Source organism: Xanthomonas sp. BRIP62409 (genome assembly GCF_003992965.1).
GTDB lineage: Bacteria > Pseudomonadota > Gammaproteobacteria > Xanthomonadales > Xanthomonadaceae > Xanthomonas > Xanthomonas euroxanthea.
The window spans coordinates 35,919-59,069 of the sequence record NZ_QEZJ01000023.1 but is presented as its reverse complement, the minus strand read 5'-3'; the positions used below and the strand labels follow the sequence as shown (position 1 = coordinate 59,069).

The 23,151-nt window shown below is 67.1% G+C and carries 17 protein-coding genes and 1 pseudogene; 14 read left to right on the top strand and 4 right to left on the bottom strand.

Annotated elements, in window-relative coordinates; all coding sequences use genetic code 11:
- Positions 1 to 215: 215 nt before the first annotated feature.
- The 3 genes from EO170_RS14475 to EO170_RS14465 all read left to right on the top strand — a co-directional run bounded on the left by EO170_RS14475 (position 216) and on the right by EO170_RS14465 (position 4,064).
- Positions 216 to 3,050 (top strand): TonB-dependent receptor, encoded by a 2,835-nt coding sequence (locus tag EO170_RS14475; RefSeq protein ID WP_241239449.1) that lies wholly within the window; start codon positions 216 to 218, stop codon positions 3,048 to 3,050.
- Between the two features lie 83 nt (positions 3,051 to 3,133).
- Positions 3,134 to 3,877: an FCD domain-containing protein gene (locus EO170_RS14470; RefSeq protein WP_104582388.1), complete on the top strand. Its 744-nt coding sequence runs from the start codon at positions 3,134 to 3,136 to the stop codon at positions 3,875 to 3,877.
- A 4-nt stretch (positions 3,878 to 3,881) separates the two neighbouring features.
- Entirely contained in the window at positions 3,882 to 4,064 is a 183-nt protein-coding gene (locus EO170_RS14465) for a hypothetical protein (protein WP_126945923.1), read from the top strand.
- A gap of 75 nt (positions 4,065 to 4,139) precedes the next feature.
- Here the strand turns inward: EO170_RS14465 and EO170_RS14460 are convergent, their stop codons facing one another.
- Genes EO170_RS14460 through EO170_RS14450 form a run of 3 tightly spaced genes read right to left on the bottom strand, consistent with a single transcriptional unit; the run spans position 4,140 to position 8,073 of the window.
- The gene (locus EO170_RS14460; protein WP_126945920.1) at positions 4,140 to 6,437 is read right to left on the bottom strand and encodes a xanthine dehydrogenase family protein molybdopterin-binding subunit; all 2,298 of its coding nucleotides are present in this window, start codon (positions 6,435 to 6,437) and stop codon (positions 4,140 to 4,142) included.
- On the bottom strand, positions 6,434 to 7,522 hold the full coding sequence (locus EO170_RS14455; protein WP_164741051.1) for a xanthine dehydrogenase family protein subunit M: 1,089 nt from the start codon (positions 7,520 to 7,522) through the stop codon (positions 6,434 to 6,436). The genes EO170_RS14460 and EO170_RS14455 overlap by 4 nt, the downstream gene beginning before the upstream one ends.
- A complete protein-coding gene (locus tag EO170_RS14450; RefSeq protein WP_126945914.1) occupies positions 7,495 to 8,073 on the bottom strand; it encodes a (2Fe-2S)-binding protein in 579 nt (192 codons plus the stop codon). The genes EO170_RS14455 and EO170_RS14450 overlap by 28 nt, the downstream gene beginning before the upstream one ends.
- A 274-nt stretch (positions 8,074 to 8,347) precedes the next feature.
- Here EO170_RS14450 and EO170_RS14445 point away from each other — a divergent pair, with 274 nt between their 5' ends.
- The 4 genes from EO170_RS14445 (at position 8,348) to EO170_RS14430 (ending at position 11,489) form a co-directional block, all read left to right on the top strand.
- A complete protein-coding gene (locus EO170_RS14445; RefSeq protein WP_126945911.1) occupies positions 8,348 to 9,679 on the top strand; it encodes a DUF763 domain-containing protein in 1,332 nt (443 codons plus the stop codon).
- Positions 9,676 to 10,266 (top strand): GIY-YIG nuclease family protein, encoded by a 591-nt coding sequence (locus EO170_RS14440; protein ID WP_126945908.1) that lies wholly within the window; start codon positions 9,676 to 9,678, stop codon positions 10,264 to 10,266. The genes EO170_RS14445 and EO170_RS14440 overlap by 4 nt, the downstream gene beginning before the upstream one ends.
- 69 nt (positions 10,267 to 10,335) lie before the next feature.
- Positions 10,336 to 10,677, top strand: coding sequence for a cupin domain-containing protein (locus EO170_RS14435; protein ID WP_126945905.1), 342 nt, complete (start codon positions 10,336 to 10,338; stop codon positions 10,675 to 10,677).
- 149 nt (positions 10,678 to 10,826) lie between these two features.
- The gene (locus tag EO170_RS14430; RefSeq protein ID WP_126945902.1) at positions 10,827 to 11,489 is read left to right on the top strand and encodes a DNA-binding protein; all 663 of its coding nucleotides are present in this window, start codon (positions 10,827 to 10,829) and stop codon (positions 11,487 to 11,489) included.
- A 95-nt stretch (positions 11,490 to 11,584) separates the two neighbouring features.
- On the opposite strand, the pseudogene EO170_RS14425 reads toward EO170_RS14430, so the two are convergent.
- Positions 11,585 to 11,908: pseudogene (locus EO170_RS14425) on the bottom strand (Fic family protein); the annotation flags it as partial.
- A 125-nt stretch (positions 11,909 to 12,033) separates the two neighbouring features.
- Here EO170_RS14425 and lexA point away from each other — a divergent pair.
- From lexA to EO170_RS14385, 7 genes are all read left to right on the top strand, one after another.
- The gene (gene lexA / locus EO170_RS14420; protein WP_115676342.1) at positions 12,034 to 12,639 is read left to right on the top strand and encodes a transcriptional repressor LexA; all 606 of its coding nucleotides are present in this window, start codon (positions 12,034 to 12,036) and stop codon (positions 12,637 to 12,639) included.
- A 1-nt stretch (position 12,640) separates the two neighbouring features.
- Complete coding sequence (imuA, locus tag EO170_RS14415) at positions 12,641 to 13,294, top strand: translesion DNA synthesis-associated protein ImuA (RefSeq protein ID WP_164739239.1); 654 nt, start codon at positions 12,641 to 12,643, stop codon at positions 13,292 to 13,294.
- A 9-nt stretch (positions 13,295 to 13,303) separates the two neighbouring features.
- Complete coding sequence (locus EO170_RS14410; protein WP_104582396.1) at positions 13,304 to 14,722, top strand: DNA polymerase Y family protein; 1,419 nt, start codon at positions 13,304 to 13,306, stop codon at positions 14,720 to 14,722.
- A gap of 166 nt (positions 14,723 to 14,888) precedes the next feature.
- The gene (locus EO170_RS14405) at positions 14,889 to 18,140 is read left to right on the top strand and encodes an error-prone DNA polymerase (protein WP_164741050.1); all 3,252 of its coding nucleotides are present in this window, start codon (positions 14,889 to 14,891) and stop codon (positions 18,138 to 18,140) included.
- Positions 18,141 to 18,780: 640 nt separating this feature from the next.
- Positions 18,781 to 20,373: a S9 family peptidase gene (locus EO170_RS14395; protein WP_126946056.1), complete on the top strand. Its 1,593-nt coding sequence runs from the start codon at positions 18,781 to 18,783 to the stop codon at positions 20,371 to 20,373.
- Positions 20,374 to 20,524: 151 nt separating this feature from the next.
- Positions 20,525 to 21,013 (top strand): hypothetical protein, encoded by a 489-nt coding sequence (locus EO170_RS14390; protein WP_126945896.1) that lies wholly within the window; start codon positions 20,525 to 20,527, stop codon positions 21,011 to 21,013.
- Between the two features lie 154 nt (positions 21,014 to 21,167).
- A complete protein-coding gene (locus EO170_RS14385; RefSeq protein ID WP_104582397.1) occupies positions 21,168 to 23,138 on the top strand; it encodes an oligopeptide transporter, OPT family in 1,971 nt (656 codons plus the stop codon).
- The last annotated feature ends 13 nt before the right edge of the window (positions 23,139 to 23,151 follow it).

The window sequence follows — 23,151 nt, the reverse complement described above, 5'->3', positions numbered from 1 at the left end:
GCTCGGGAAACGCCGGATGTCATGCTGCATGCGCACAAAAATTGACTCGAAATTGGCCTAGATAGGTGGCTAGCTCGGTAAATCAAAGAAATGATTGACTTGCCGCGGATCCGCATGGAACCTCCACCGCGCTCGGTTTCGAGCATCCTTTGGGAGGAGGAATTGTGCGATACACAGAATTAGTCCAATTGCGTATACCAGTTAGTCGGAACGTCTTGGCGCAGGCACTGCTGGGCGCTGTTGCGCTGGCCAGCACACACGTGGCCATGGCCCAGCAGACCGATGCTGCCCAGTCGCCGCCGCAGCAGGCGCCCACCACGCTGGACCAGGTCAAGGTCACCGGCATCCGCAGCTCGATCCAGTCGTCCATCGACAGCAAGCGCGAGCAGACGGTGGTGGCCGACGTGCTGTCGGCCGAGGACATCGGCGACCTGCCGGCGCTGTCGATCGGCGAGGCGATCGAGACCATCACCGGAGCGGCCACGCACCGCGAAAAGGGCGGCGCGTCGGAGATTTCCATCCGTGGCCTGGGGCCGTTCCTGGGCTCGGCCACCTTCAACGGACGCGAGGCCAGCAACGGCAGCGGCGACCGCTCGGTGAACTTCAACCAGTTCCCCTCCGAACTCATCAACACCGTGGCGATCTACAAGACCCAGCGCGCTGATTTCGTCGAGGGCGGCATCGCCGGCACGGTCAACATGCAGACCGTGCGGCCGCTGGAATTCGGCAAGCGCCGCGTGCAGCTGGACGGGCGGGCGACCTATGCCGACGGCGACAGCAAGCTGCGCGACGCCGATGGCGTGGGCTGGCGCGGCACCGTCAGCTACCTGGACCAGTTCGACCTGCGCGGAGCCGGCAAGCTCGGGGTCTCGCTCGGCCTGCAGCGGCTGGAAGGCACCAACCCGGAAGAGGTGATGAGCAGCAGTTCCACCTGGACGGCCTGCAACGCCAATGAGGTGGTGGGCGCCAGCCGCAACTGCACCGCCGTGACCCCGGCGCAGGTGCAGGCGGGCACGCCGTACTACCTGGCGCCCGGCAGTCGCGTGTACCGCCAGATCAGCGAACACGATCAACGCGACGCGGCCTTCGCAGCGCTGCAATGGCGGCCGTTCGACGGCCTCGACGTGGCCCTGGATTACCAGGACTCGCAGCGCACCGTCACCGAAGACCGCGCCGAGCTCAATTTCTCCGAGACCTTGCGCAACCTCAACAACCGCCAGGTGGGCGACAACGGCGCCTTGCTAGGCCATACCGGCAGCAGCACGGTGGAATCGTCCACCGACTACAAGGTGCGTGACGAGCAGTACCGCGGTGGCGGGCTGCGCGTGGAATGGCGCCCGAACGCGGCCTGGATGCTGTCCACCGACCTGTCGTATTCGCGCACCGAGCGCAGCGAGATCGACCGCATGATGCGGCTGCGCTCCAATGCCACCGACATCAACGGCAACCGCGTGCCCGGGATCAACGGGCAGCGCGTGGACTACACCTATACCTATGCCGGCGATGTGCCGGGGATCGTGGTCGATCCCGCGTTCGACCTGAACAACCCGGACAATTTCAGCGCGGCCGCGCGTGCGCGCCGCGACGAGTTGCGCCGCGAGCACACCATCCGGGCCTGGCGCTTCGATGGCGCCTTCACCCCGGAAAGCGGGCTGCTCACCTCCATCAAGGGTGGCGTGCGCCTGTCCGAGGCGACCTACCGCGACCTGGACGACCGCGTCGAGCGCAACGTCACCGATGCGGCCACGATCCGCGCCGCCAACCTGGCCTGCCGGCAACCGTTCCCGCAGGAGGATTTCCTCTCCGGCGCCAGCGGCAACACCATCCAGCAGTGGGCCACCTTCGACAGCCGCTGTCTGTTCGGCGCCATTACCGGCGTGGACGACACCGGCCGCAATGCCGACCCGCGCGGCACCGCCGACTCCGACGTGGAAGAAAAGACCCGCGCGCTGTACGTGATGGGCGAATTCGCCAGCACGCTGTTCGGGTTGCCGCTGGATGGCAACCTGGGCGTGCGCTGGGTGCGCACCGATGTGAGCTCGGTGGGATTGCGCGGCGAGCTGGACATCATCGACAACCCCGACGGCACCATCCAGCTGGTGGAAACCGGACGCTTCGCCGCGCAGACGGTGCGCGCGTCCAATCGCGTGTTCCTGCCCAGCTTCAACGCCAACATCGGTCTGACCGACCAGACCCAGCTGCGCTTCGGGCTGTACCGGGCCATGGCCCGCCCGGATCTGGTGGCGCTGTCTGCCGGGCGCACCTTCATCCTGGAACCGGGAACCGAGTTCACGAGCGTCGGCGAGGCGATCGGCAGCATCACCGCCACCGGCAACCCGCGCACGCGGCCGCTCCTGTCGTCCAATGCGGACGTGTCGCTGGAGTGGTACCCCAATGCCGACTCCCTGCTCAGCGCCGCGGTCTACTACAAGCAGTTCACCGGGGGCGCGGTGCCCACGGTGGTGGACGAACGCTTCGTCATCGACGGCACGTCGGTGGTGGTGCCGGTGGTGCAGGACGTCACCACCCGGCAGAAGAGCGATCTCACCGGGCTGGAGCTGACCGGCACCCACCGCTTCTCCTACCTGCCGGCACCATTCGACGGCCTGGGCGTCAAGCTGAGCTACAACTACGCCGATTCCAACTACAAGACCCAGGATCTGCGCCTGGGCGACCAGATCGATCCGGCGACCGGGCTGGTGAGCGGCGGCATCGTCGCGCCGGCCAATATCTTCGGCCTGTCGCGGCACGTGTTCTCCGGCCAGCTGTATTACGCCATCGGCGCGGTCGACCTGCAGGCCATCTACAAGTACCGCTCGGAGTATTTCCAGAAGTTCGTCGGTGCCCCGGCGCAGAACCGCTACGTGCGCGACAGCGGCACCCTGGACCTGCGTGCCAGCTACCGTTTCAATGCGCAGCTGTCGGTGTCGCTGGAGGCGTCCAACCTGACCAACGAGCCACGGATCTCCGACATGCCGGTGCCCGGCAGCTTCCGTGAGTACAACACCTACGGGCGACGCTATTATTTGGGGGTGCGCTACCGGTTCTAGCGTCGCCACCGGCGCGGTTTCCGCCGCGCCACCTGTCCGGCACCCGCGTGCCGGGCCGATCACCTTGAGGGTTTGAGTCGCCGATGTCCGAAAACCGCCTGTACCACTCCGTTGCCGCCAAGATCCGCGCGCTGATCGACACGGGCGAATTCCCGGTCGGCTCGCGCCTGCCGGGCGAGCGCGAGTTGGCCGAGCGCTTCGGCGTCAGCCGCGTGACCGTGCGCGAGGCCGAGATCGCCCTGGAGGCGCAGGGCCGCATCGTGATCAAGATCGGCTCGGGCGTGTACGTCAAGCCACGCCTGGCCTCGGACGAAGGCGCCTTGCCGGATGTCAGCGCGTTCGAGCTGACCGCCGCGCGCGCGGTGATCGAGGCGGAAGCGGCCGCGTTGGCGGCCAGCCACATCACCGATGCGGAGCTGGATGAATTGAATGGCATGATCCAGGCGCTGTCGGCGCCTGGGCTCAGCGATGCGGCCGCCGCCGACTACGACCGCGCCTTCCATCTGGCGATCGCGCGGATCAGCGGCAACCCGGTGGTGGCGCACTGCGTGCAGCTGATCTGGCGAATGCGCAACGAGTTGCCGCGCGTGCGCGAGGTGTACGCGCGGGTCTGCCACGACGACGGCGCCACCCGTGTGGACGAACACACCGCCATCCTGCAGGCCCTGCAGCAACGCGACCCGATGGCGGCACGCACGGCTATGCGCAACCACTTCCAGCGCCTGTTCGAATCCATGCTGGAGGCGACCGAGAGCGATGCCCTGGCGGAGATCCGCCGCCGCACCCAGCAGGACCGCGCGCATTTTCTGGCGGCCACGCGCACCTGAGTGCATGGCATGGTCGGTTGGGCGCAATGCGTCCACCGCCAGCGGCACTTTTGTGCCGCTGACACTGGATTCTGCGAAAGACCCATCCTCCAATCAGCTGGACGCGCCGTCTGTCCTGTTCGGCACCACCGACGCGCGGCTGACCGGATTGTTGCGCCTGCGGTTGCCGCAGACGCTGCAGGGATAACACGCTGCCGGCGCGTCCGCCCTCAGGCAGATGGCCCTACCTGAGGCGCGCGCGCGGGCACCTGCAGTGCAGGCCTCAGTCCGCCATCACCTTGTCCGGCGTCATCGGGGTACTGCGGATGCGCTTGCCGGTGGCATGGAAGATCGCATTGCAGATCGCCGCCGAGACGCCGACCAGGCCGATCTCGCCCACGCCCTTGGCACCGAGGCTGCTGACGATGCGGTCGTCCTCGTCGGCGAAGATCACATCGATGTCGTGGATGTCGGCATTGGCCGAGACGTGATACATCGCAAAATCGTGATTCATGAAACGGCCGAAGCGGTGATCGGACTGGGTGTGTTCGTGCAGCGCCTGGCCGATGCCCCAGACCACGCCGCCGACGATCTGGCTGCGCGCGGTGATCGGGTTGAGGATGCGCCCGGCCGCCACGGCGCTGACCACGCGGGTGACCCGCACCGTGCCGAGCTCCTCGTCCACCCGTACTTCCACGAACACCGCGCCATGGGTGGCACGGGTGTAGTTGCGTTGCTTGAGCACATTGGGCAGCAGCAGGAACTTGTCTTCGATCTGTTCGAGCTGGGAAGCACGCAATACCTCGGTCAGGGCGATGGTGGTGCCGGCGTCGGCGCGCAACGCCAGCGTGCCATCGGCAAAGACCACCTCGTCCAGCTTGGCCTTGGTGAAGCGCGAATTCGGTAACGCCTGCGCCAGCCGCAGCAGCCGCGCGCGCAATTTGCCGCACACGCCGTCCACCGCCGAGCCCACCGTGGTCACGTGCGAGGAGCCGCCTTCGATCGGTGCCACCGGCAGCGTCGAATCGCCCAGCTGGAAGGTGACCTGTTCCAGCGGCAGGCCCAGTGCTTCGGCCGCGATCATCGCCATCACCGTATAGGTGCCGGTGCCGATATCGCTGGCTGCGCTGCTCACCACCAGCCGGCCATCGGCGTGCAGCACCGCGTGTGCGCGCGCAAACATCTGCATCGCATCCCATTGCCCGGTGGCCATGCCCCAGCCCACCCATTCGTTGCCTTCCTTGCGTGCGCGCGGCTGCAACGGGCGCTGCGCCCAGCCGAAGCGCTCGGCGCCTTGCTGGTAGCACGCGCGCAGCGCCTTGGTGGAGTAGGGCTTGTCGTCAGCCGGGTTGACCTCGGCGTAGTTCTTCAGGCGCAGCGCCAGCGGATCCATGCCCAATTCATAGGACAGCTCGTCCATTGCCACTTCCAGCGCATGCACGCCGTGTGCGGCGCCGGGAGCGCGCATGTCCATCGGGCTGAACTGGTCCAGGCTCACCAAGTTGTAGCCCAGATGCACGTTGTCGCAGGCGTACAACTGCCCGCTCCAGTTGACCACCACCTCGACGTAGTCCTCGATCCGCGAGGTCTCGGCGATGGCCTCGTGCCAGATCGCGCGCAGGCGGCCATCGCGGTCGGCACCGAGCTTGAGCCGCTGCAGCGTCTCCGGGCGATGGCCGAAGGTGAACATCTGTTGCCGCGTCAGCACCACGCGCACCGAGCGGTCCAGCAGGATCGAGGCCATCACCGCCAGCGGCAACTGATACTGCGGGCGCAGCCCGGAGCCGAAGGCACCGCCCACGTAGGGATTGCGCACGGTGACCTTGCGCTTGCTCAGGCCGAACACATGCGAGACGTACCAGCGGCTGTTCTGCGAGCCCTGGGTCTTGTCGTAGATGGTGAAGTGGCCATCGGCGTCGCGGATCACCGTGGAGGCGAACAGCTCCATCGGATTGTGGTGCTCCACGCCACTGTAATAGTCGGCCTGCACCTGGACGGCGGCATTGGCGAAGGCGCTGTCCGGCTCGCCCTTGTCCTTGGGGGGCGGCGAGAAACCGGCCTTCATGGCCTTGGGCTTGTGCGCACGGTCCAGGTTGGTCATCAGGTTGGTGTCGTGCGGGTCCTGCAGCAGTTCCACTTCCACCAGATGCGCTGCATGGCGCGCCGCTTCGAAGGTGTCGGCCACCACCAGCGCGATCGGCTGGCCGCTGTACAGGATCTTGTTGTCGTACAAGGGACGGAACGGCGAACCGGCCGGTGCGGTCATGTCCTTGTAGAACACGTCCATGCCGCGCATATGCGGCCGGTTTTCATGGGTGACGATCTCCAGCACGCCGGGCACCGCACGCGCGGCGTCGAGATGGAAGGCGACGATCTCGCCCTTGGCGATGCTGCTGTTGACCACCACGCCATAGGCCAGGTCGGGCACCGGCCATTCGGCGGCATAACGCGCCTGGCCGGTGACCTTGGCGCGCCCGTCGATGCGGGTGACGCCGGTGCCGGTGGGGCGATAGCCGGTGCCGCTGTCGGCAACCGGTGGGCTCAGGTCGTTGTCGAGTGCATCGGTGCTGCGTGCATTCATGGCGCTTCCTCCAGCGCGCTGGTTCGCCCGCGGTTGTCGATGGTGCCCTCGCGGGCGACGTCCAGCGCACGCACGATCGCGCGGCGTGCCAGCGGCAGCTTGAAGGCGTTCTTGCCTTGCGGTTGCGCACCCTGCAGCAGGGCATCGGCCAGGATGCCGAAGCTGTCGGCCGTGGCCGGTTTGCCCACCAGCTGCGCCTCGGCGTCGGGATTGCGCCAGGGCTTGTGCGCCACGCCGCCCAGGGCAACGCGCACCTCGCGGATGCTGCCGTCCTCGGCCAGGTCCAGCGCGGCGGCCACAGACACCAGCGCGAAGGCGTACGACAGCCGCTCACGGATCTTCAGGTAGGCGCTATGCGCGACGAAGCGCTGCGCATCGGGCAGGTCGATATGCACGATCAGCTCGTCCGGGGCCAGCGTGCTGTCCAGCTCCGGGTGCTCGCCGGGCAGGCGGTGGAACTGTGCAAACGGGATGTCGCGCTCGCCATTGGGGCCTTGCACGTGCACCACCGCGTCCAGCGCAGCCAGGGCCACGCACATGTCCGACGGGTGCGTGGCAATGCACTGCGCGCTGGCGCCGAGGATGGCGTTGTAGGTGGTGAGCCCGCCGATGGCCGAGCAGCCGGTACCGGGCTCGCGCTTGTTGCACGGAGTGGCGTGATCGTAGAAATACAGGCAGCGCGTGCGCTGCAGCAGGTTGCCGCCATTGCTGGCCATGTTGCGGATCTGCGGCGAGGCGCCGGCCAGGATCGCCGCGCTCAGCAAGGGGTAACGCGTTTCCACGTCCGGGTGGTAAGCGGTGTCGGCGTTGCGCGCGAGCGCGCCCAGGCGCAGGCCGCCATCGGGTTGGCTGGTGATGCTGACCAGCGGCAGACGATTGATGTCGACCAGGCTGCCCGGCCGCATCAGCTGCAGCTTCATCAGGTCGGTGAGATTGGTGCCACCGGCGATCAGGCGCACCGGGGCTTCGGCAGGCACCGGGTGCTGGTCGCTGCCACGCACCGACAACGCAGTGAGGGCCGCATCGACGGAGTCCGCGCGCGTGTAGGTGAGCGGAATCATGCCGGCACCGTCCCTGGGGTCCATGGCGTGGCGGCGCTGTCGCTGCTGTCGCTGGGCTTGCCCATGACCTGCATCACCGCATCGGTGATCTGCGGATAGGCGCCGCAGCGGCACAGGTTGCCGCTCATCAGTTCGCGTACCTGGTCGCGGTCGTGTGCCTTGCCTTCCTTGATCAGGCCCACCGCCGAACACAACTGCCCGGGCGTGCAATAGCCGCACTGGAAGGCGTCGTTGTCGATGAAGGCGCGCTGCAGCGGATGCAACTGGTCACCCTCGGCCAGGCCTTCGACGGTGGTGATCTCGGCGCCGTCCTGCATGACGGCAAGCGTCAGACAGCTATTGATGCGGCGCCCATCGACCAGCACCGTGCAGGCACCGCACTGGCCGTGGTCGCAGCCTTTCTTGGTGCCGGTGAGGTCGAGCCGGTCGCGCAGCAGGTCGAGCAGGCTGACCCAGGCTTCGAGCTGCAATTGGTAAGGCTGACCATTGATGCGCAGGTTGACCGGGTAGGTCGGCGCGGCAGTGGTGGCGGTGGCCGGCGCCGTGTCACGGGCTGCGGCGGGAGTGGGATTCATGCGAGCCCCGTGGCGATGGCTGAGAGGGCCTTCACCTTGACCACGCGACGGTCAACGCAGGGTGTAGGCAATGCGGTGATGGTGTTCACATCGGTACGTGGGTGATGCCCGGACATGCGCGGCACTGCGCGATGGCAATGGGCCGAGCTCGCCGCGCCGGCGCCAGCGGCCAGCTGGAACTGAACTCGTCAGTTGCGCGTTATTGCGGTCCACGCCAATCGCACGGCGTGCGACGGCGGTCTCGGTATCCTGTGCAGATGACGACGAGGTTGCAATGAGCCGGCGCGGCGGCAGTGCCGATCTTCCGCTGCATGGCGGGCGCGTGCCGCGCTGGTTGGGTGAGCGGATGACGCGCCTGGGCACGGTGATGTGCGAGGCGATCGTGCACACCTATGGGCGCGATGAATTGTTGCGGCGGCTTGCGCATCCGTTCTGGTTCCAGTCCTTTGGCGCGGTAATGGGGATGGACTGGCATTCCTCCGGCATCACCACCAGCGTGATGGGCGCACTCAAGCGCGGGCTCACGCCGTTGTCCGGCGAACTCGGCATCCATGTCTGCGGTGGGCGCGGGCGGCACTCGCGCGCAACGCCGGCCGAATTGCTTGCGGTGGGCGATGGGGTCGGGCTGGATGGCACTGCGCTGGCGCGGGCCAGTCGCCTGGTGGCCAAGGTGGACAGCGCCGCAGTGCAGGATGGCTTCGACCTGTATCTGCACAGTTTCATCGTCAGCGACGACGGGCGCTGGGTGGTGGTGCAGCAGGGCATGAATGGGCAACGCAAGCAGGCGCGCCGCTATCACTGGTTGTCGGAAGGGCTGAGCAGTTTTGTGGATGCGCCGCATGCGGCCATCGACGGGCCGCAGCAGGGCAATATCGTCAACCTGGCCGACCATCGTGCCGCTGCCGCGCGTGCGGCGCAGGTGGCGTTGTTGCAGACGCTGCCGCCGGATCGCCTTGCCCGTGAGTGGCAACGCATCGACGCCGCGCAGGCACCGGTTGCGCCTGCTGTGGCGCAGGCGCCGGTCACCGGTGACCTGTTTGCAGGCCAGGGCTGGGACCCCGCGCAGCAACCGCATCTGAACATGCCCGGCCATCACGACGTGCGCAGCGAAAACGTGATCACCCGCCGGCTGCACGCCAGCCTGGCGGCTGCGGCCGAGTGCGGCCCCGCCGATTTCACCGCGCTGTTGCAGGTGCCGGGCGTGGGCGCGCGCACCGTGCGTTCGCTGGCGATGGTGGCCGAGGTGTTGCATGGCACCCCGTGTCGTTTCAGCGATCCGGCGCGCTTTTCGCTTGCCCACGGCGGCAAGGACCGGCATCCGTTCCCGGTGCCCACGCGCGTGTTCGATCACACCATCGGCGTGCTCAAGCAGGCGATGCAGCAGGCCCGGCTCGGCAACGAGGAGCGGCTGCAGGCCATCGCGCGGCTGGACGCGCAGGCACGTCGGCTGGAGGCCGGCGCACGCGGTCCGTCGGTGGAGGCGTATATCGCGCAGGAACGCGTGGATGCGCACCGCTATGGCGGGCGCAGCGTGTTCGGTTGGGAGCCGCCGGTCGAGGCTCATCAACTGCGTGAGTCGCAGGCGCAGCGCAAGGCAGGCCAATGAGCGCGCAACTGCGCCGTGGCAAGGTGGCCATCGACGGCCGCTGCTTCACCTATGTGTTCCCGTGCCAGTGGGAAGACCATTGCAAGATCGGCTTTTCGCGCGACCCGCTGGGCCGCATCGGCAGCTTGCATCCGCGCTGGTTTGCGTTCTTCGACCTGGAGCGCGGCGTGCTGGTGGAAGCCGAGCGCGAACGCGATGCGCGGGATCTGGAACTGCAACTGCGCCGGCCCCTGGGTGAGCACAACGCACCGGCCCCATTGGCGATTCGCAGTGCGGCGGGCGGGCACACCGAATGGTTTCGTGGTGTGGGGCAGGCGCTCGAGGTGGCAGTGGCGCAGCTGGAGCAGCAGGGATATCGCGTGTTCGCACTCCAGGCCTGGCTGCAGGCGGCAATGGCCCAGCGGATCGATCGCCTGTACGACTGGTCGCTGCTGCAGTTGAGCCAGGATGAACTCGACGGCGTCATCGGGCCCACCGCAGCGCAACAGATGCTGCGCGATGTGCTGGATGGCTACCGCGCACTGGAGCTGCCACTGCAGGCGCATCTGCCCGATGTGATCTGGGACTGGTACTGCCGCAGCCAATAGCCAAGTGCATTGCCGCCGCCTTGACGTGTGCGGCGACAGCATCGGCGCAACCGATGAGGAGACACGCGCATGCAGTACGCAACGCTGGAATTGAGCAACCCCTTCAAGGTGCTGTTTTCGCTGCGCCAGGTGCAGGCGGCCGAAATGGTGATGGCACCGGGCGATCGCGAGGGTGGCCCGGACAATCGCCATCGCGGCGCCGACCAATGGCTGTTCGTGGTGGACGGCGAGGGCGAGGCCATCGTGGATGGCCACACGCAGGCATTGCAGGCCGGCAGCCTGATCGCGATCGAACGTGGCCAGGCGCACGAGATTCGCAATACCGGTGACACGCCGCTGAAGACGGTCAACTTCTATCATCCGCCAGCCTACGATGCGCAGGGCGAGCCATTGCCGGCAGGCGAAGGCTGATACGCAACGCGCTGGATGCAGGCTGGCAGCGTGCTGTTCAACGGCATGCTGTTCAACGGCGTGTTGTTCAATCGCAAGCGCGTTGTCGACCATGCGTTGACGTGGCGGTTGCTTACATCGGCACGTCACAACGCACCGGGAGCACCCCCATGCCAGAAGCCAAGACGCGGCGCGCGGCCGCCCAGGACAAGCGCGAGGGCAAGTCGGCCAGTACCCAGGCCGGCGAATACGTCAAAGAAGAAATCGACCACGTGCGCGAAGGCAAGCATGGTGCCAAGAGCACCAGGCAGGCAATTGCGATTGGCCTGTCCAAGGCGCGCCGCGATGGCGTGGATGCCAAGCCGTCCAAGAGTGCCTCCAGGAGCACCAGGAAACATGCGGCGCAGGACAGCGAGGCGGCCAAGAAGACCACCGCCAAGACCGCAAACAAGACCACCCGCAAAGCGACCAAGCAGACGGCGAAAAAGGCCACCAAGAAGGCCACCACCAAGAAGACCACCACCAAGAAGACCACCACCAAGAAGACGACGAAACAGGCGGCCAAAAAAGCCACCAAGAGGACCTCGCCCACGCGGTCGGCAGGCGCCAAGAAGGCCTTGAAGACGGTCAGCAAGAAGACCACCGCCAAGCAGGTTGCCGGCACCCAGGCGCTGTCGCGCCAGGCCAGGAGTGCAGCGGCCAAACGCAGTTCCAGCAGCCGCTCGGCAGCGGCCAAGAAAGCTGCCAAGACCAAGGGGCCTGGCGTGCGCAAGGCTGCCGCCAGGAAAGCGGCGGCGACGCGGAAGCGGCCGGCGAGCACGCGCGAGAGCTGATCGATGCTGCTGCCGTCTTGGGCGCCCGACGAGAGGGCGGGCGCCTGGCCACGCGCGATGTCCCAGCGCCCCGAGGTTATTCAGAGCAAGGTTCTTCAGAGCAAGGTTCTTGAGAGTGAGCCTGCGCCGTGACCTCGGCGGTAGTGCGCCGCAGGTGGGTGGATCCGCTCTTGGTGCCGGGGTTGCACGGGCGGCCGCAAGCAATCGGCAAAGGCGGGTGCTTCAATCGTGCCGTCGGCCAGCCCGATGTAGCTGCCGTAGAGTTCCGGATCGCCGGCTAACAGCACAGCACCATTGAGCACGATGACGGTTTTGCCGGCGACCGCAGCCGTGCGCTTGTTGCCATCCACCAACGGATGCGTGCGCGATAAACCAGGCGCAAGCGCAGCGGCCCGCGCGGCCAGGCCCGGCGCTGGGTCGTATCCGGCCGGTCGCAGGCCGGTCCTGGCTGAAGCGGCTCAGCAACCTGCACGGGCCAATCTCGCCTGCTGCGACCGATAGGTGTACAAATGTACACCTTGCCCCGTCCGGCCGCTGCACTCCCATGGAACCTCTCTCTCCCAAACGTCTGGCCGTGCTGGCTTTCCTGCAGGAGCAGGCCCACGCAGGGGTGTCGCCCAGCCTGGCCGAGATTGCGCAGGCATTCGGGTTCGCCTCGCGCAATGCCGCGCAAAAGCACGTGCAGGCGCTGGCCGAGGCCGGCTTGATCGAGCTGCTGCCCAATCAGAAGCGGGGCATCCGCATGCCGGGCGGCGCCGCGCGCGATGCGTTGCTGGCCTTGCCGGTGCTGGGGCGGGTGGCGGCCGGCGTGCCGATCGGGGCGGATATCGGCCTGGACCGGCAGCTGTGGCTGGACCGTGCGCTGTTTTCGTTGCGCCCGGACTATCTGCTGCAGGTGCAAGGCGATTCGATGATCGACGACGGCATCCTGGACGGCGATCTGGTCGGCGTGCATCGCAGCAGCGAGGCGCGCGATGGGCAGATCGTGGTGGCGCGGGTGGATGGCGAAATCACCATCAAGCGGCTGGAGCGTGGTGCCGAACGCATCCGCCTGCTGCCGCGCAACCGCGCGCATGCGCCGATCGTGGTGGCCGCCGATGCCGACTTCGCGATCGAAGGGCTGTACTGCGGTCTGATCCGGCAGGGTTGAGATGAGCCAGGAGCCCGCGCGCATCAGGCAGGACGGCAACGCGGCAGTCGCCCTGCCGCTGGACGCCTTGCTGGCCGCACGCACGGTGTGGCGCGCAGGTCACGGCACCGCCATCGCCCATGGCGGCGAATCCACCGGGCATGCGGCACTGGACGCATTGCTGCCCGATGGCGGCTGGCCGCGGCGGGCACTGACCGAGTTGCTGCTGCCCGCGCACGGCGTGGGCGAGATCGCGCTGCTGTTGCCCACGCTGGCGCGCATGACCGGCGCCAGCAGCCGGGTGGTGCTGGTGGCGCCGCCGTTCATTCCCTATGCGCCGGCCTGGCAGGCGGGCGGGGTGGTGCTGGACCATCTGGAAGTGGTGCAGGCCGAGCCGCGCGATGCCTTGTGGGCGTTCGAACAATGCCTGCGCAGCGGCGCCTGCGCGGCGGTACTGGGCTGGCCGCAGACCGGCGATGCACGCGCATTGCGGCGGCTGCAAGTCGCCGCCGACAGCGGCAACTGTTGCGCGTTCGCGCTGCGCGATCGCAAGCATGCGGTCAATGCATCGCCGGCCGCGTTGCGGCTGGAATTTCTGCCCGAGCGCGATGCCTGGCAGGTGCGCAAGTGCCGCGGCGGGCAGGTCCCGTCGCAGCCGTTGCGGCTGGCGCATTGAGGCGCGCGCATGTTGTGGGCCTGCATCTTGCTGCCGCAGCTGGCGCTGGACGCCGTCCTTCGGCGTCTGGAAGAGCCTGACGCACCGCTGGTGCTGGTGGAAGGGCCGGCGCAGTTGCGCAGCCTGCATTCGGTCAATCCAGCGGCGTCCGCCGCCGGCCTGAAAGCCGGCATGCGGCTGTCGGCGGCGCATGCGCTGATGGCCACTGTGCGCACCATCGACTACGAGGCGCAGGCCGAGGCGCGCACCCAGCGGTTTCTTGCGGCATGGGCGTACCGGCACAGTTCGCTGGTGAGCCAGCAATGGTCGCGCGCCATCGTGCTGGAGGCCGGCGCCAGTTTTCAACTGTTCGGGCCGTGGCCGCGTTTCGAGCGTCGGCTGCGCGATGAACTGCAGGCCTTGGGCTTCCAGCACCGGCTTGCCCTGGCACCGACACCGCGCGCCGCGCGCGTACTGGCCGGTTTGCGCGATGGCATGGTGGTGACGCAGTTGCCGGCCTTGCACGCCACGCTGGACCAGGTGCCGGTACGCCGCGCTGCGTTGCCGGGCGATGCCGGCGAGCGCCTGCAACACATGGGCGTGCGCACGCTGGCGGCGGTGCGCGCGTTGCCGCGCGATGGGCTGCGCCGGCGGTTCGGTGCGGGCCTGCTCGAACATCTGGACCGCCTCTACGGCCAAGTCGACGACCCCCTGGAGTGTTACGCACCACCGGATCACTTCGACCAGCGGGTGGAACTCGGCTACGAGGTGGAAATGCATCCGGCGCTGTTGTTCCCGCTGCGGCGCCTGATCGGCGACCTGTGCACCTACCTGTCCATCCGCGACGGCGGCGTGCAACGGTTCCTGCTGCGGCTGGAACACGAAGAAGGCGCCACCGATGTCGAGATCGGCCTGCTCACCCCGGAACGTGCGCCGACGCTGTTGTTCGAGCTTGCGCGCAACCGGCTGGAGCGGGTGGAGATCCCGCGGCCGGTGGTGGCGATGCGCCTGCTGGCGCGGCAGCTGCCACCGTTCGTGCCGGCCATGCGCGATCTGTTCGATCAGCGTGCGCAGCAATCGGTGGAGTGGCCGCAGCTGCGCGAGCGCCTGCGTGCGCGGCTCGGCGACGAGGCGGTGTATCGCGTACTGCCGGCCGACGACCCGCGCCCGGAACGCGCCTGGCGGCGCGCCATTGGCGATGCGGTGCGCGAAACCGGTGCGCCGCCACGTCCGCCGCGCCCGACCTGGCTGCTGCCGCAACCGGTGCCCCTGCACGAGACCCAGCTGCGCATCGTCTCCGGGCCGGAGCGGCTGGAAAGCGGCTGGTGGGACGACGACGAGGCGCGTCGCGATTATTACGTGGTGGAAACCGCACGCGGGCGGCAGGCCTGGGTGTTTGCCGCACCAGGCCGTGTCGATGGCTGGATGCTGCACGGGTGGTTTGCATGATCCGCCCCATCCCCTTGCAGCACCGGCGCACTGCCTGCCGGGCCGGTCGCCGCAGCGGTAGCGCAGGCGTTCGATGCCGCGCAGCGAAGCGGCAACGGCAACGCATCGACCTGCAGCGCACTGAAACACCTGTGCACTGGCAGCGCGAGGCTGACGGCGTGCGCGCATGAGCTGGGATGACGCCGTCGATGGCGTGGACCGCGATACGCCCGGTGGGCGCATGCCGCGCGGCTGGACGGTCGCCGCGCGGTTGCGCGCGGCAAACGACGATATCGCCCATGCCATGGTTGCCGATGGGCTGCCCGCGTATGCCGAGCTGCACTGCCTGTCGGACTTCTCGTTCCTGCGTGGCGCCTCCAGCGCGGAGCAGTTGTTCGCGCGCGCGCAACACTGCGGCTACAGCGCCCTGGCGATCACCGACGAGTGCTCGCTGGCCGGCATCGTGCGCGGGCTGGAAGCCTCGCGCGCCACCGGCGTGCGCCTGATCGTCGGCAGTGAGTTCACCCTGGTCGATGGCACCCGCTTCGTCCTGCTGGTGGAAAACGCGCACGGTTATCCGCAGCTGTGCGCGCTGATCACCACCGCGCGGCGTGCGGCAAGCAAGGGCGCCTATCGGCTGGGGCGTGCCGAGGTGGAGGCACAGTTTCGCGGCGTGGAGCCCGGCGTTTTCGCAGTGTGGTTGCCCGGTGCGCAGCCGCAGGCCGGGCAGGGCACCTGGTTGCAGCAGGTGTTCGGCGCGCGTGCATTCCTGGCGGTGGAGCTGCATCGCGAACAGGACGATGCAGCGCGCTTGCTTGCCCTGCAGGTGCTGGCGCAGCAACTGGGCATGAGCGCACTGGCCAGCGGCGATGTGCACATGGCGCAGCGGCGCGAGCGCATCGTGCAGGACACCTTGACCGCCATCCGCCACGGCTTGCCGTTGGCCGAGTGTGGCGCGCATCTGTTCCGCAACGGCGAGCGCCATCTGCGCACGCGGCGGGCCTTGGGCAACATCTACCCGGATGCGTTGTTGCAGGCCACGGTGGACCTGGCGCAGCGCTGCAGCTTCGATATCTCCAGGCTTGAATACACCTATCCGCGCGAGCTGGTGCCGGAAGGACATACGCCGGCCAGTTATCTGCGACAGCTCACCGAAGAGGGGATGCGTGAGCGGTGGCCGGATGGAACGCCGGCAAAGGTACGCGCCGTCATCGAGAAGGAACTGGCGCTGATCGCGCACAAGAAGTATGAGGCGTTCTTTCTCACCGTGCAGGACGTGGTGCAGTTCGCACGGTCGAAGAAGATTCTCTGCCAGGGCCGTGGCTCATCAGCCAATTCGGCGGTGTGCTATGCGTTGGGCATCACGGCGGTCAACCCGGATGAAACGCGTCTGTTGATGGCGCGCTTCCTGTCCGAACAACGCAACGAACCACCGGACATCGACGTCGATTTCGAGCACGAACGCCGCGAGGAGGTACTGCAGTACGTCTACAGCAAATACGGGCGCGAACGCGCGGCATTGGCGGCGACGGTGATCTGCTATCGCGGCAAGAGCGCGGTGCGCGATGTGGCCAAGGCCTTCGGCCTGCCGCCGGACCAGATCGCGCTGCTGGCCAATTGCTACGGCTGGGGCAATGGCGAAACGCCCATGGAACAGCGCATCGAAGAGGCCGGGTTCGATCTGGCCAACCCGCTGATCAACAAGGTCCTCGTCGTAACCGAACACCTGCGCGATCACCCGCGCCATCTGTCGCAGCATGTGGGCGGATTCGTCATCTCCGATGAGCCCTTGTCGCTGCTGGTGCCGGTGGAAAACGCGGCCATGGCCGACCGCACCATCATCCAGTGGGACAAGGACGACCTGGAGACGATGAAGCTGCTCAAGGTCGATTGCCTGGCGCTGGGCATGCTGACCTGCATCCGCAAGACGCTGGAGCTGGTGCGGGGCCACCGCGGGCGCGATTACAGCATCGCCACGCTGCCAGGCGACGACAAGCCGACCTACAGGATGATCCAGCGCGCCGATACCGTGGGCGTATTCCAGATCGAATCGCGCGCGCAGATGGCGATGCTGCCGCGGCTCAAGCCTGCGGTGTTCTACGACCTGGTGATCGAAGTGGCGATCGTGCGCCCCGGCCCGATCCAGGGCGATATGGTGCACCCGTATCTGCGCAGGCGGCAGGGCCGCGAGGAGGTGAACTATCCCTCGCCGGAGGTGGAGGACATCCTCAAACCGACGCTCGGTGTGCCGCTGTTCCAGGAACAGGTGATGGAACTGCTGATGCATGCTGCCGATTACAGCGAGAGCGAAGCGGACAATCTACGTCGCTCGATGGCGGCTTGGCGGCGCGGCGGCGACATGGAGCAGCACCGTGCGCGGGTGCGTGAGCGCATGCAGGGCAAAGGCTACGCCTCCACTTTCATCGACCAGATCTTCGAGCAGATCAAGGGCTTCGGTTCCTACGGCTTCCCGCAAAGCCACGCCGCCTCGTTCGCCAAGCTTGTCTACGCCAGCTGCTGGCTCAAGCGCCACGAGCCGGCGGCCTTCGCCTGCGGGCTGCTCAATGCGCAGCCGATGGGTTTCTACTCGGCCAGCCAGATCGTGCAGGACGCGCGCCGCGGCAGTGCCGAGCGCGCGCGCGTGGAGGTGTTGCCGGTGGACGTGCTGCACAGCGAGTGGGACAACACGCTGGTCGGTGGCCGGCCCTGGCGCAGCGACCAAGACCCTGGCGAACAACCGGCGATCCGGCTGGGCATGCGCCAGGTCGCCGGGTTATCGGAGGTGGTAGCCAATCGCATTGTCGCCGCGCGCGCGCAGCGGGCCTTCGCCGATATCGGCGATCTGTGCCTGCGCGCCGCACTCGACGAAAAGGCGCGCCTGGCATTGGCCGAAGCTGGCGCCCTGCAGGGCATGGTCGGCAATCGCAATGCCGCGCGCTGGGCGATGGCCGGCGTGGAAGCACGCCGGCCGCTGCTGCCGGGCAGCCCGCAGGAACGCGAGGTGGAGTTTGAAGCACCGCGCGCAGGCGAGGAGATCCTGGCCGATTACCGTTCGGTCGGCCTGAGTCTGCGCCAGCATCCGATGGCGCTGCTGCGCCCGCAGATGCGGCAACGGCGCATCCTCGGCCTGCGCGAATTGCAGGGCCGCCGCCACGGCAGCGGCGTGCATGTCGCCGGCCTGGTCACCCAGCGCCAGCGTCCGGCCACTGCCAAGGGCACCATCTTCGTCACCCTGGAAGACGAGCACGGCATGATCAACGTCATCGTCTGGTCGCACCTGGCGCTGCGCCGCCGCCGCGCACTGCTGGAATCGCGCCTGCTGGCCGTGCGTGGCCGCTGGGAACGCGTGGACGGCGTGGAGCACCTGATCGCCGGCGACCTGCACGACCTCAGCGACCTGCTCGGCGACATGCAGCTGCCCTCGCGCGATTTTCATTGAGCGGGCGGGGCAGGTGGCGGTCGGCTTGCCACGCCGGCATGCCCGCCCACTGGCGTCCGTGCAGTGCCAGGGCCCTTGCCGACCGCGCGGCATGCGCTGCCACGCAGATGTCTACCCGGCAGATGCCGTGCCCGGACTGCCGGTCGTTGACTGGTGCGCCCTGAGCTGCTGGTCGCAGCGGCTTATCCTGTGAAGTACGCTTGCGCAAGGGCTTTCTCGAGAACCCGACTTGCTGCTAACTTGCAGCCTGACATCGCGTAAACATGGAAGATGCAATGCGGAAATGGAGCATTCCGGTCGCCCTGGGGCTGCTGTTGTCGTTGGGCAATGCGGCCGCACAGTCGATGTTGGTGCCTTCATCCGGAAGGATAAGTTCACTGATATCAAGCTCTCGCCCGGCGGCGAGTATTTTGCCGCAACCGTGCCGATGGAAGACAAGACCGCGCTTGCCATCATGCGCCGCGCCGACAACAGCGTAGGTGCCACCTTCCTGCTCGGCAAGAATACCTACGTCAGCGAATTCGCCTGGGTCAGCGATACCCGCGTGGTGATCGCCATCGCCGAAAAGTTCGGCCTGCTCGACAAGCCCCAACCCACCGGCGAGCTTTACGCGATCAATGCTGATGGTTCCGGCGTCGAGCTGCTGGTGGGGTACCGCGCCAAGGGAAGCGGCCTGGGAACCAACATCAAGGTCAAGAAGACCGAGGCGGTGGCCGCCTACCTCACCGATACGCTGCCAGAGGACGACCGCAATGTTGTTGTCGGCATCTGGCCGCTGTCCGGCAACGAGCCCTACACCCGCGCCGAAAAGCTGGACGTGACCAACGGCCACCGGATCCCGCTGGCGCGCGCACCGGTCCAGCGGGCGGCCTTCACCACCGATCATCACGGCCAGGTGCGATTTGCGCTGGGAGCAGGAGCGGACAATGTCAGCAAGCTGTATCACCGTGCCGCTGACGGAGCCGATTGGAGCCTGATCAACGATCAGCGCATCAGCGGGCGTATCGAGACTCCCATCGGCTTTTCGCAGGACGACAGGATCGCTTATCTGCGCGTGCAAAGCGCCACCGGCCCGGATGCGATCGTGGCCTGGGATGTGGCGGCAAACCGGCGCGAGCAGGTGCTGCGTGACGCAGTCGCCGATCCATTGGAGATCATCTATCGCAACGGCACCTCTGTGCCGGTCGGTGCGATCTTCATGGCCGATCGTCCACGTAGCCGATTCTTCGACGAGCAGGGCGCCGAAGCACGCATCTACCATAGCCTGGAAGCCGCGTTTGCCGGGAATACTGTGCGTGTAAGCTCCGGCACCAAGGATGGTCGCTACGTCATGGTGCAGACCGATGCTGGCAACAATCCCGGCGATTTTTACGTTTTCGACACGCAGGAGAAAAAAGCCCAGCACGTCATCAGCCGCCGTGAGTGGTTCGACCCAGAGCGCACGGCTACGGTGCAGCCGATCGCACTGCAGGCCCGTGACGGACTGCCGCTGCACGGCTACCTGACGCTTCCGCATGGCAGCACCGCGAAGAACCTGCCGATGGTTGTCCTGCCGCATGGCGGACCCTTCGGCATCTTCGACAGTTGGCAATTCGACGACGATGCGCAGTTGCTGGCGCAGGCCGGTTACGCGGTCCTGCAAGTCAACTTCCGGGGCTCCGGCAACTACGGGCGCGCCTTTCAACAGGCGGGTGCGCGTCAGTGGGGCGGCACCATGCAGGACGATGTGACCGACGCCACGCGCTGGGCGATCGCACAAGGCTATGCGGATGCCCGTCGCATCTGCATCTTCGGCGCCAGTTATGGGGCGTACGCAGCCTTGATGGGGGTGGCCAAGGAGCCTGGCCTGTACGCCTGTGCAGCCGGCTACGTCGGTGTCTACGATCTACCGATGATGTACAACCGCGGAGACATCCAGCAGGTGCGTTCCGGTGAGTACTTCCTGAAAGAGTGGCTGGGCGACCCGGCCTCGCTGGCGGCGCGCTCACCGGTCAACCTGGCGGGGCAGATCAAGGTGCCGGTCTTCCTGGCGGCCGGAGGAGAGGATCAACGCGCGCCGATCCAGCACAGCAAGCGCATGCAGGCCGCCCTCGTCGGGGCGGGCGTGCCGGTACAGACGCTCTACTACGACACCGAGGGGCACGGCTTCTACACCGAGCCACACCGGCGCGCCTTCTACACCCAGTTGCTGGATTTCCTGTCTGCCTCGTTGGGTGGTGCCAAGGCCAGGTAGCCCGCGCAGCGGCCACCGTGCCGGCGACGGTGTTGTTGGCTGCCAATGCCTATCTCGGCCTGTTCGCCGGCCGGCCACTGCCACCGCTATCGTGGCAGTGATAGCGCGTAGCCCGTATTCCACGATTTGCTGATCGATCAGGAGCAATCAAATGAAGGGACTGTCGCTAAACACGATCATCTCGCTCGCCGCGCTGGCGGTAGCAGGCCTGGCGCTTCACAAGGCCGACCAGGCGGATGACCCATCGCGTGTTGTGCAGGCCCGAGGGTTGGTGATCCGGGATGCGTCTGGCGTGCCGCGCGTCGAGATCGGCGCGCCAGTCGATGGCCCGATGATCCTCGGGAAACGCGAGAAACGCATCGCCCCGGCGTCCGGCATTTTGCTTAATGGACCGGATGGTAATGAGCGCGGTGGCTATCTCACCGTGGATTATGGGGATGAAGCCCTGCTCACCCTGGACGGCGCCGGAAATGGCAGGGAAGTCTTCAAGGTGGTGGCCAACGAAAAGGCGGGTGCGACCCTGGTCGTCACGCATCAAAATGGTGCAGCGGCCATGTTGAGCACCTATCGAGGCCAACCCGAGTTGCAGTTCATCGAACGCGATGGGACGGTCTCCTTTTCCCAGGGCGTCAAGAAGTAGAAGCAGCCGCAGCACGCAGGCCTTGCTCACGCACGCCCGCGCCGGGTTCGAGCTGCCGCCACATCACGCACACTGTCACGCCGCGGCGCAGCTGGACGGAACCCTGCGTAGGCGCTAGCGTGGTGCGGATTTTTTGCCACAGGGGAACTGCCCAATGAGCCATGACGCGCAACCGCGCCAGCTCACCTTCCGCGCCGTCGTGCTGGCCATCGTGCTGGCGGTGGTGCTTTCGGCCGCCAACGCCTATCTGGGCCTGTTTGCCGGCCTGACCATCGCCACCGCCATTCCGGCCGCGGTCGTCTCGATGGGCGTGCTGCGCCTGCTCGGCGGCGGCACCATTCTGGAAAACAACATCGTCCAGACCGGTGCCTCGGCCGGTTCGTCGATCGCGGCCGGGGTGATCTTCACCATTCCCGCGCTGGTGATCATGGGCTATTGGCCGGACTTCAAGTACTGGTGGGTGCTCGGTATCGCCGGAATGGGCGGGTTGCTCGGGGTGCTGTTCTCGGTTCCGCTGCGGCGCTCGATGATCGTCGAAGACCCGCTGCCGTTCCCCGAAGGCAAGGCCGCGGCCGAGGTGCTCAAGGCCGGCGAGAATCCCGGCCCGGGCCTGAAAATCCTGGCCATGTCCGGCGCCATCGGCGCGCTGGTCAAGCTGGGTGCGGCCAGCGGCCTGCGGGTGATCCCGGACACCTGGGCGCAGGCCACCTACCTGGGCAGCAGCCGCCTGGTCGGCTATCTAGGCACCAACCTGTCGCCGGCGCTGCTGGGCGTGGGCTACATCGTCGGGCTGAATGTCGGCATCGTGGTGCTGTCCGGGTCGATCCTGTCCTGGCATATCGCCATTCCGCTGTACCAGCAGTTCTTCATGGGCAGCGACCCGGCACTGGCGCAGAGCCTGGTCGGTGCGCCGGCGGCTGATACGGCATTCGGCATCTGGGGCGCGAAGATCCGTTACCTCGGTGTCGGCGCGATGCTGATCGGCGGCGTGTGGACGCTGTTCTCGCTGCGTAAATCGCTGCTGTCCGGGGTCAAGAGCGGCTTCGCCGCCGCGCGCAAGAGCGGTGGCGGTGTGGTTGCCGAGACCGAACGCGACCTGCCGATGAAGTGGATGCTGGTGGCGCTGGTGCTGTGCACCCTGCCGCTGCTGGGCCTGTACCAGGCAATCGTGCAGCAGTGGCACGTGTCGATCCCGATGACCATCATCATGATCGTGGCCGGCTTCCTGTTCGTGTCGGTGTCCGGCTATCTGGCCGGCTTGATCGGTTCGTCCAACAATCCGGTCTCGGGTATCACCATCTCCACCATCCTGTTCGCCTCGGCAGTGCTGGTGCTGCTGCTGGGCAAGGATGGCCTGGTGCCGGTCGGCATCGGCGCCGCGCCTCTGGGTGCGGTGGCGGCGATCATGATCGGCGCGGTGGTGTGCTGTGCGGCAGCGGTGGGCGGCGACAACCTGCAGGATCTCAAGGCCGGTTATCTGGTCGGCGCCACGCCGTGGAAGCAGCAACTGATGCTGGGCATCGGCGCGTTTTCCTGCGCGCTGATCATGGCGCCGGTGCTGAACCTGCTTGCGCAGGCCTACGGCATCGGCCCGGCTACCCCGCAGCATCCAAATTCGCTCGCTGCGCCGCAGGCCACGCTGATGGCCTCGGTCGCCAAGGGCCTGTTCGGTGGGCAGTTGCCGTGGTCGATGATTGCCATCGGTGCCGGCGTGGGCGCGGCGATCATCGCGCTGGACGAATGGCTGAAGAAGACCGGCAAGCGCTTCCGCGTGCCGGTGCTGGCGGCGGCGATCGGTATCTACCTGCCGCTGGAGCTGATGGTGCCGATCTTCATTGGCGGCCTGATCGCGCATCTGGTGGAACGCTTCCACAAGATCCGCGCCGACGACGAGGAAGGCCGCGACCGCGTGCACCGCCCGGGCGTGCTGTTCGCCGCCGGCCTGATCACCGGCGAGGCGTTGATGGGGATCGCCATCGCGGTGCCGATCGTGCTGTCCAGCCGTGCCGATGTGCTGGCGTTGCCGGCCAGCCTGCAGCTCAACCAATGGTTCGGCCTGGCGATCCTCGCCCTGGTCGGCTGGCTGCTGTACCGCGTTGGCAAGCGCGGCGAACAGACCGCCTGAGGGTGACGCTTCA

Excerpts from the sequence above, each read along its gene's own strand:
- EO170_RS14460 (WP_126945920.1), bottom strand. The coding sequence starts at position 6,437 with ATGAATGCACGCAGCACCGATGCACTCGACAACGACCTGAGCCCACCG.
- imuA (WP_164739239.1), top strand. The coding sequence starts at position 12,641 with ATGAGCCAGGAGCCCGCGCGCATCAGGCAGGACGGCAACGCGGCAGTC.
- EO170_RS14465 (WP_126945923.1), top strand. The coding sequence starts at position 3,882 with ATGGCATGGTCGGTTGGGCGCAATGCGTCCACCGCCAGCGGCACTTTT.
- EO170_RS14440 (WP_126945908.1), top strand. The coding sequence starts at position 9,676 with ATGAGCGCGCAACTGCGCCGTGGCAAGGTGGCCATCGACGGCCGCTGC.
- EO170_RS14470 (WP_104582388.1), top strand. The coding sequence starts at position 3,134 with ATGTCCGAAAACCGCCTGTACCACTCCGTTGCCGCCAAGATCCGCGCG.
- EO170_RS14455 (WP_164741051.1), bottom strand. The coding sequence starts at position 7,522 with ATGGACCCCAGGGACGGTGCCGGCATGATTCCGCTCACCTACACGCGC.
- EO170_RS14450 (WP_126945914.1), bottom strand. The coding sequence starts at position 8,073 with ATGAATCCCACTCCCGCCGCAGCCCGTGACACGGCGCCGGCCACCGCC.
- EO170_RS14445 (WP_126945911.1), top strand. The coding sequence starts at position 8,348 with ATGAGCCGGCGCGGCGGCAGTGCCGATCTTCCGCTGCATGGCGGGCGC.
- EO170_RS14385 (WP_104582397.1), top strand. The coding sequence starts at position 21,168 with ATGAGCCATGACGCGCAACCGCGCCAGCTCACCTTCCGCGCCGTCGTG.
- EO170_RS14430 (WP_126945902.1), top strand. The coding sequence starts at position 10,827 with ATGCCAGAAGCCAAGACGCGGCGCGCGGCCGCCCAGGACAAGCGCGAG.
- EO170_RS14405 (WP_164741050.1), top strand. The coding sequence starts at position 14,889 with ATGAGCTGGGATGACGCCGTCGATGGCGTGGACCGCGATACGCCCGGT.
- EO170_RS14410 (WP_104582396.1), top strand. The coding sequence starts at position 13,304 with ATGTTGTGGGCCTGCATCTTGCTGCCGCAGCTGGCGCTGGACGCCGTC.
- EO170_RS14390 (WP_126945896.1), top strand. The coding sequence starts at position 20,525 with ATGAAGGGACTGTCGCTAAACACGATCATCTCGCTCGCCGCGCTGGCG.
- lexA (WP_115676342.1), top strand. The coding sequence starts at position 12,034 with ATGGAACCTCTCTCTCCCAAACGTCTGGCCGTGCTGGCTTTCCTGCAG.
- EO170_RS14435 (WP_126945905.1), top strand. The coding sequence starts at position 10,336 with ATGCAGTACGCAACGCTGGAATTGAGCAACCCCTTCAAGGTGCTGTTT.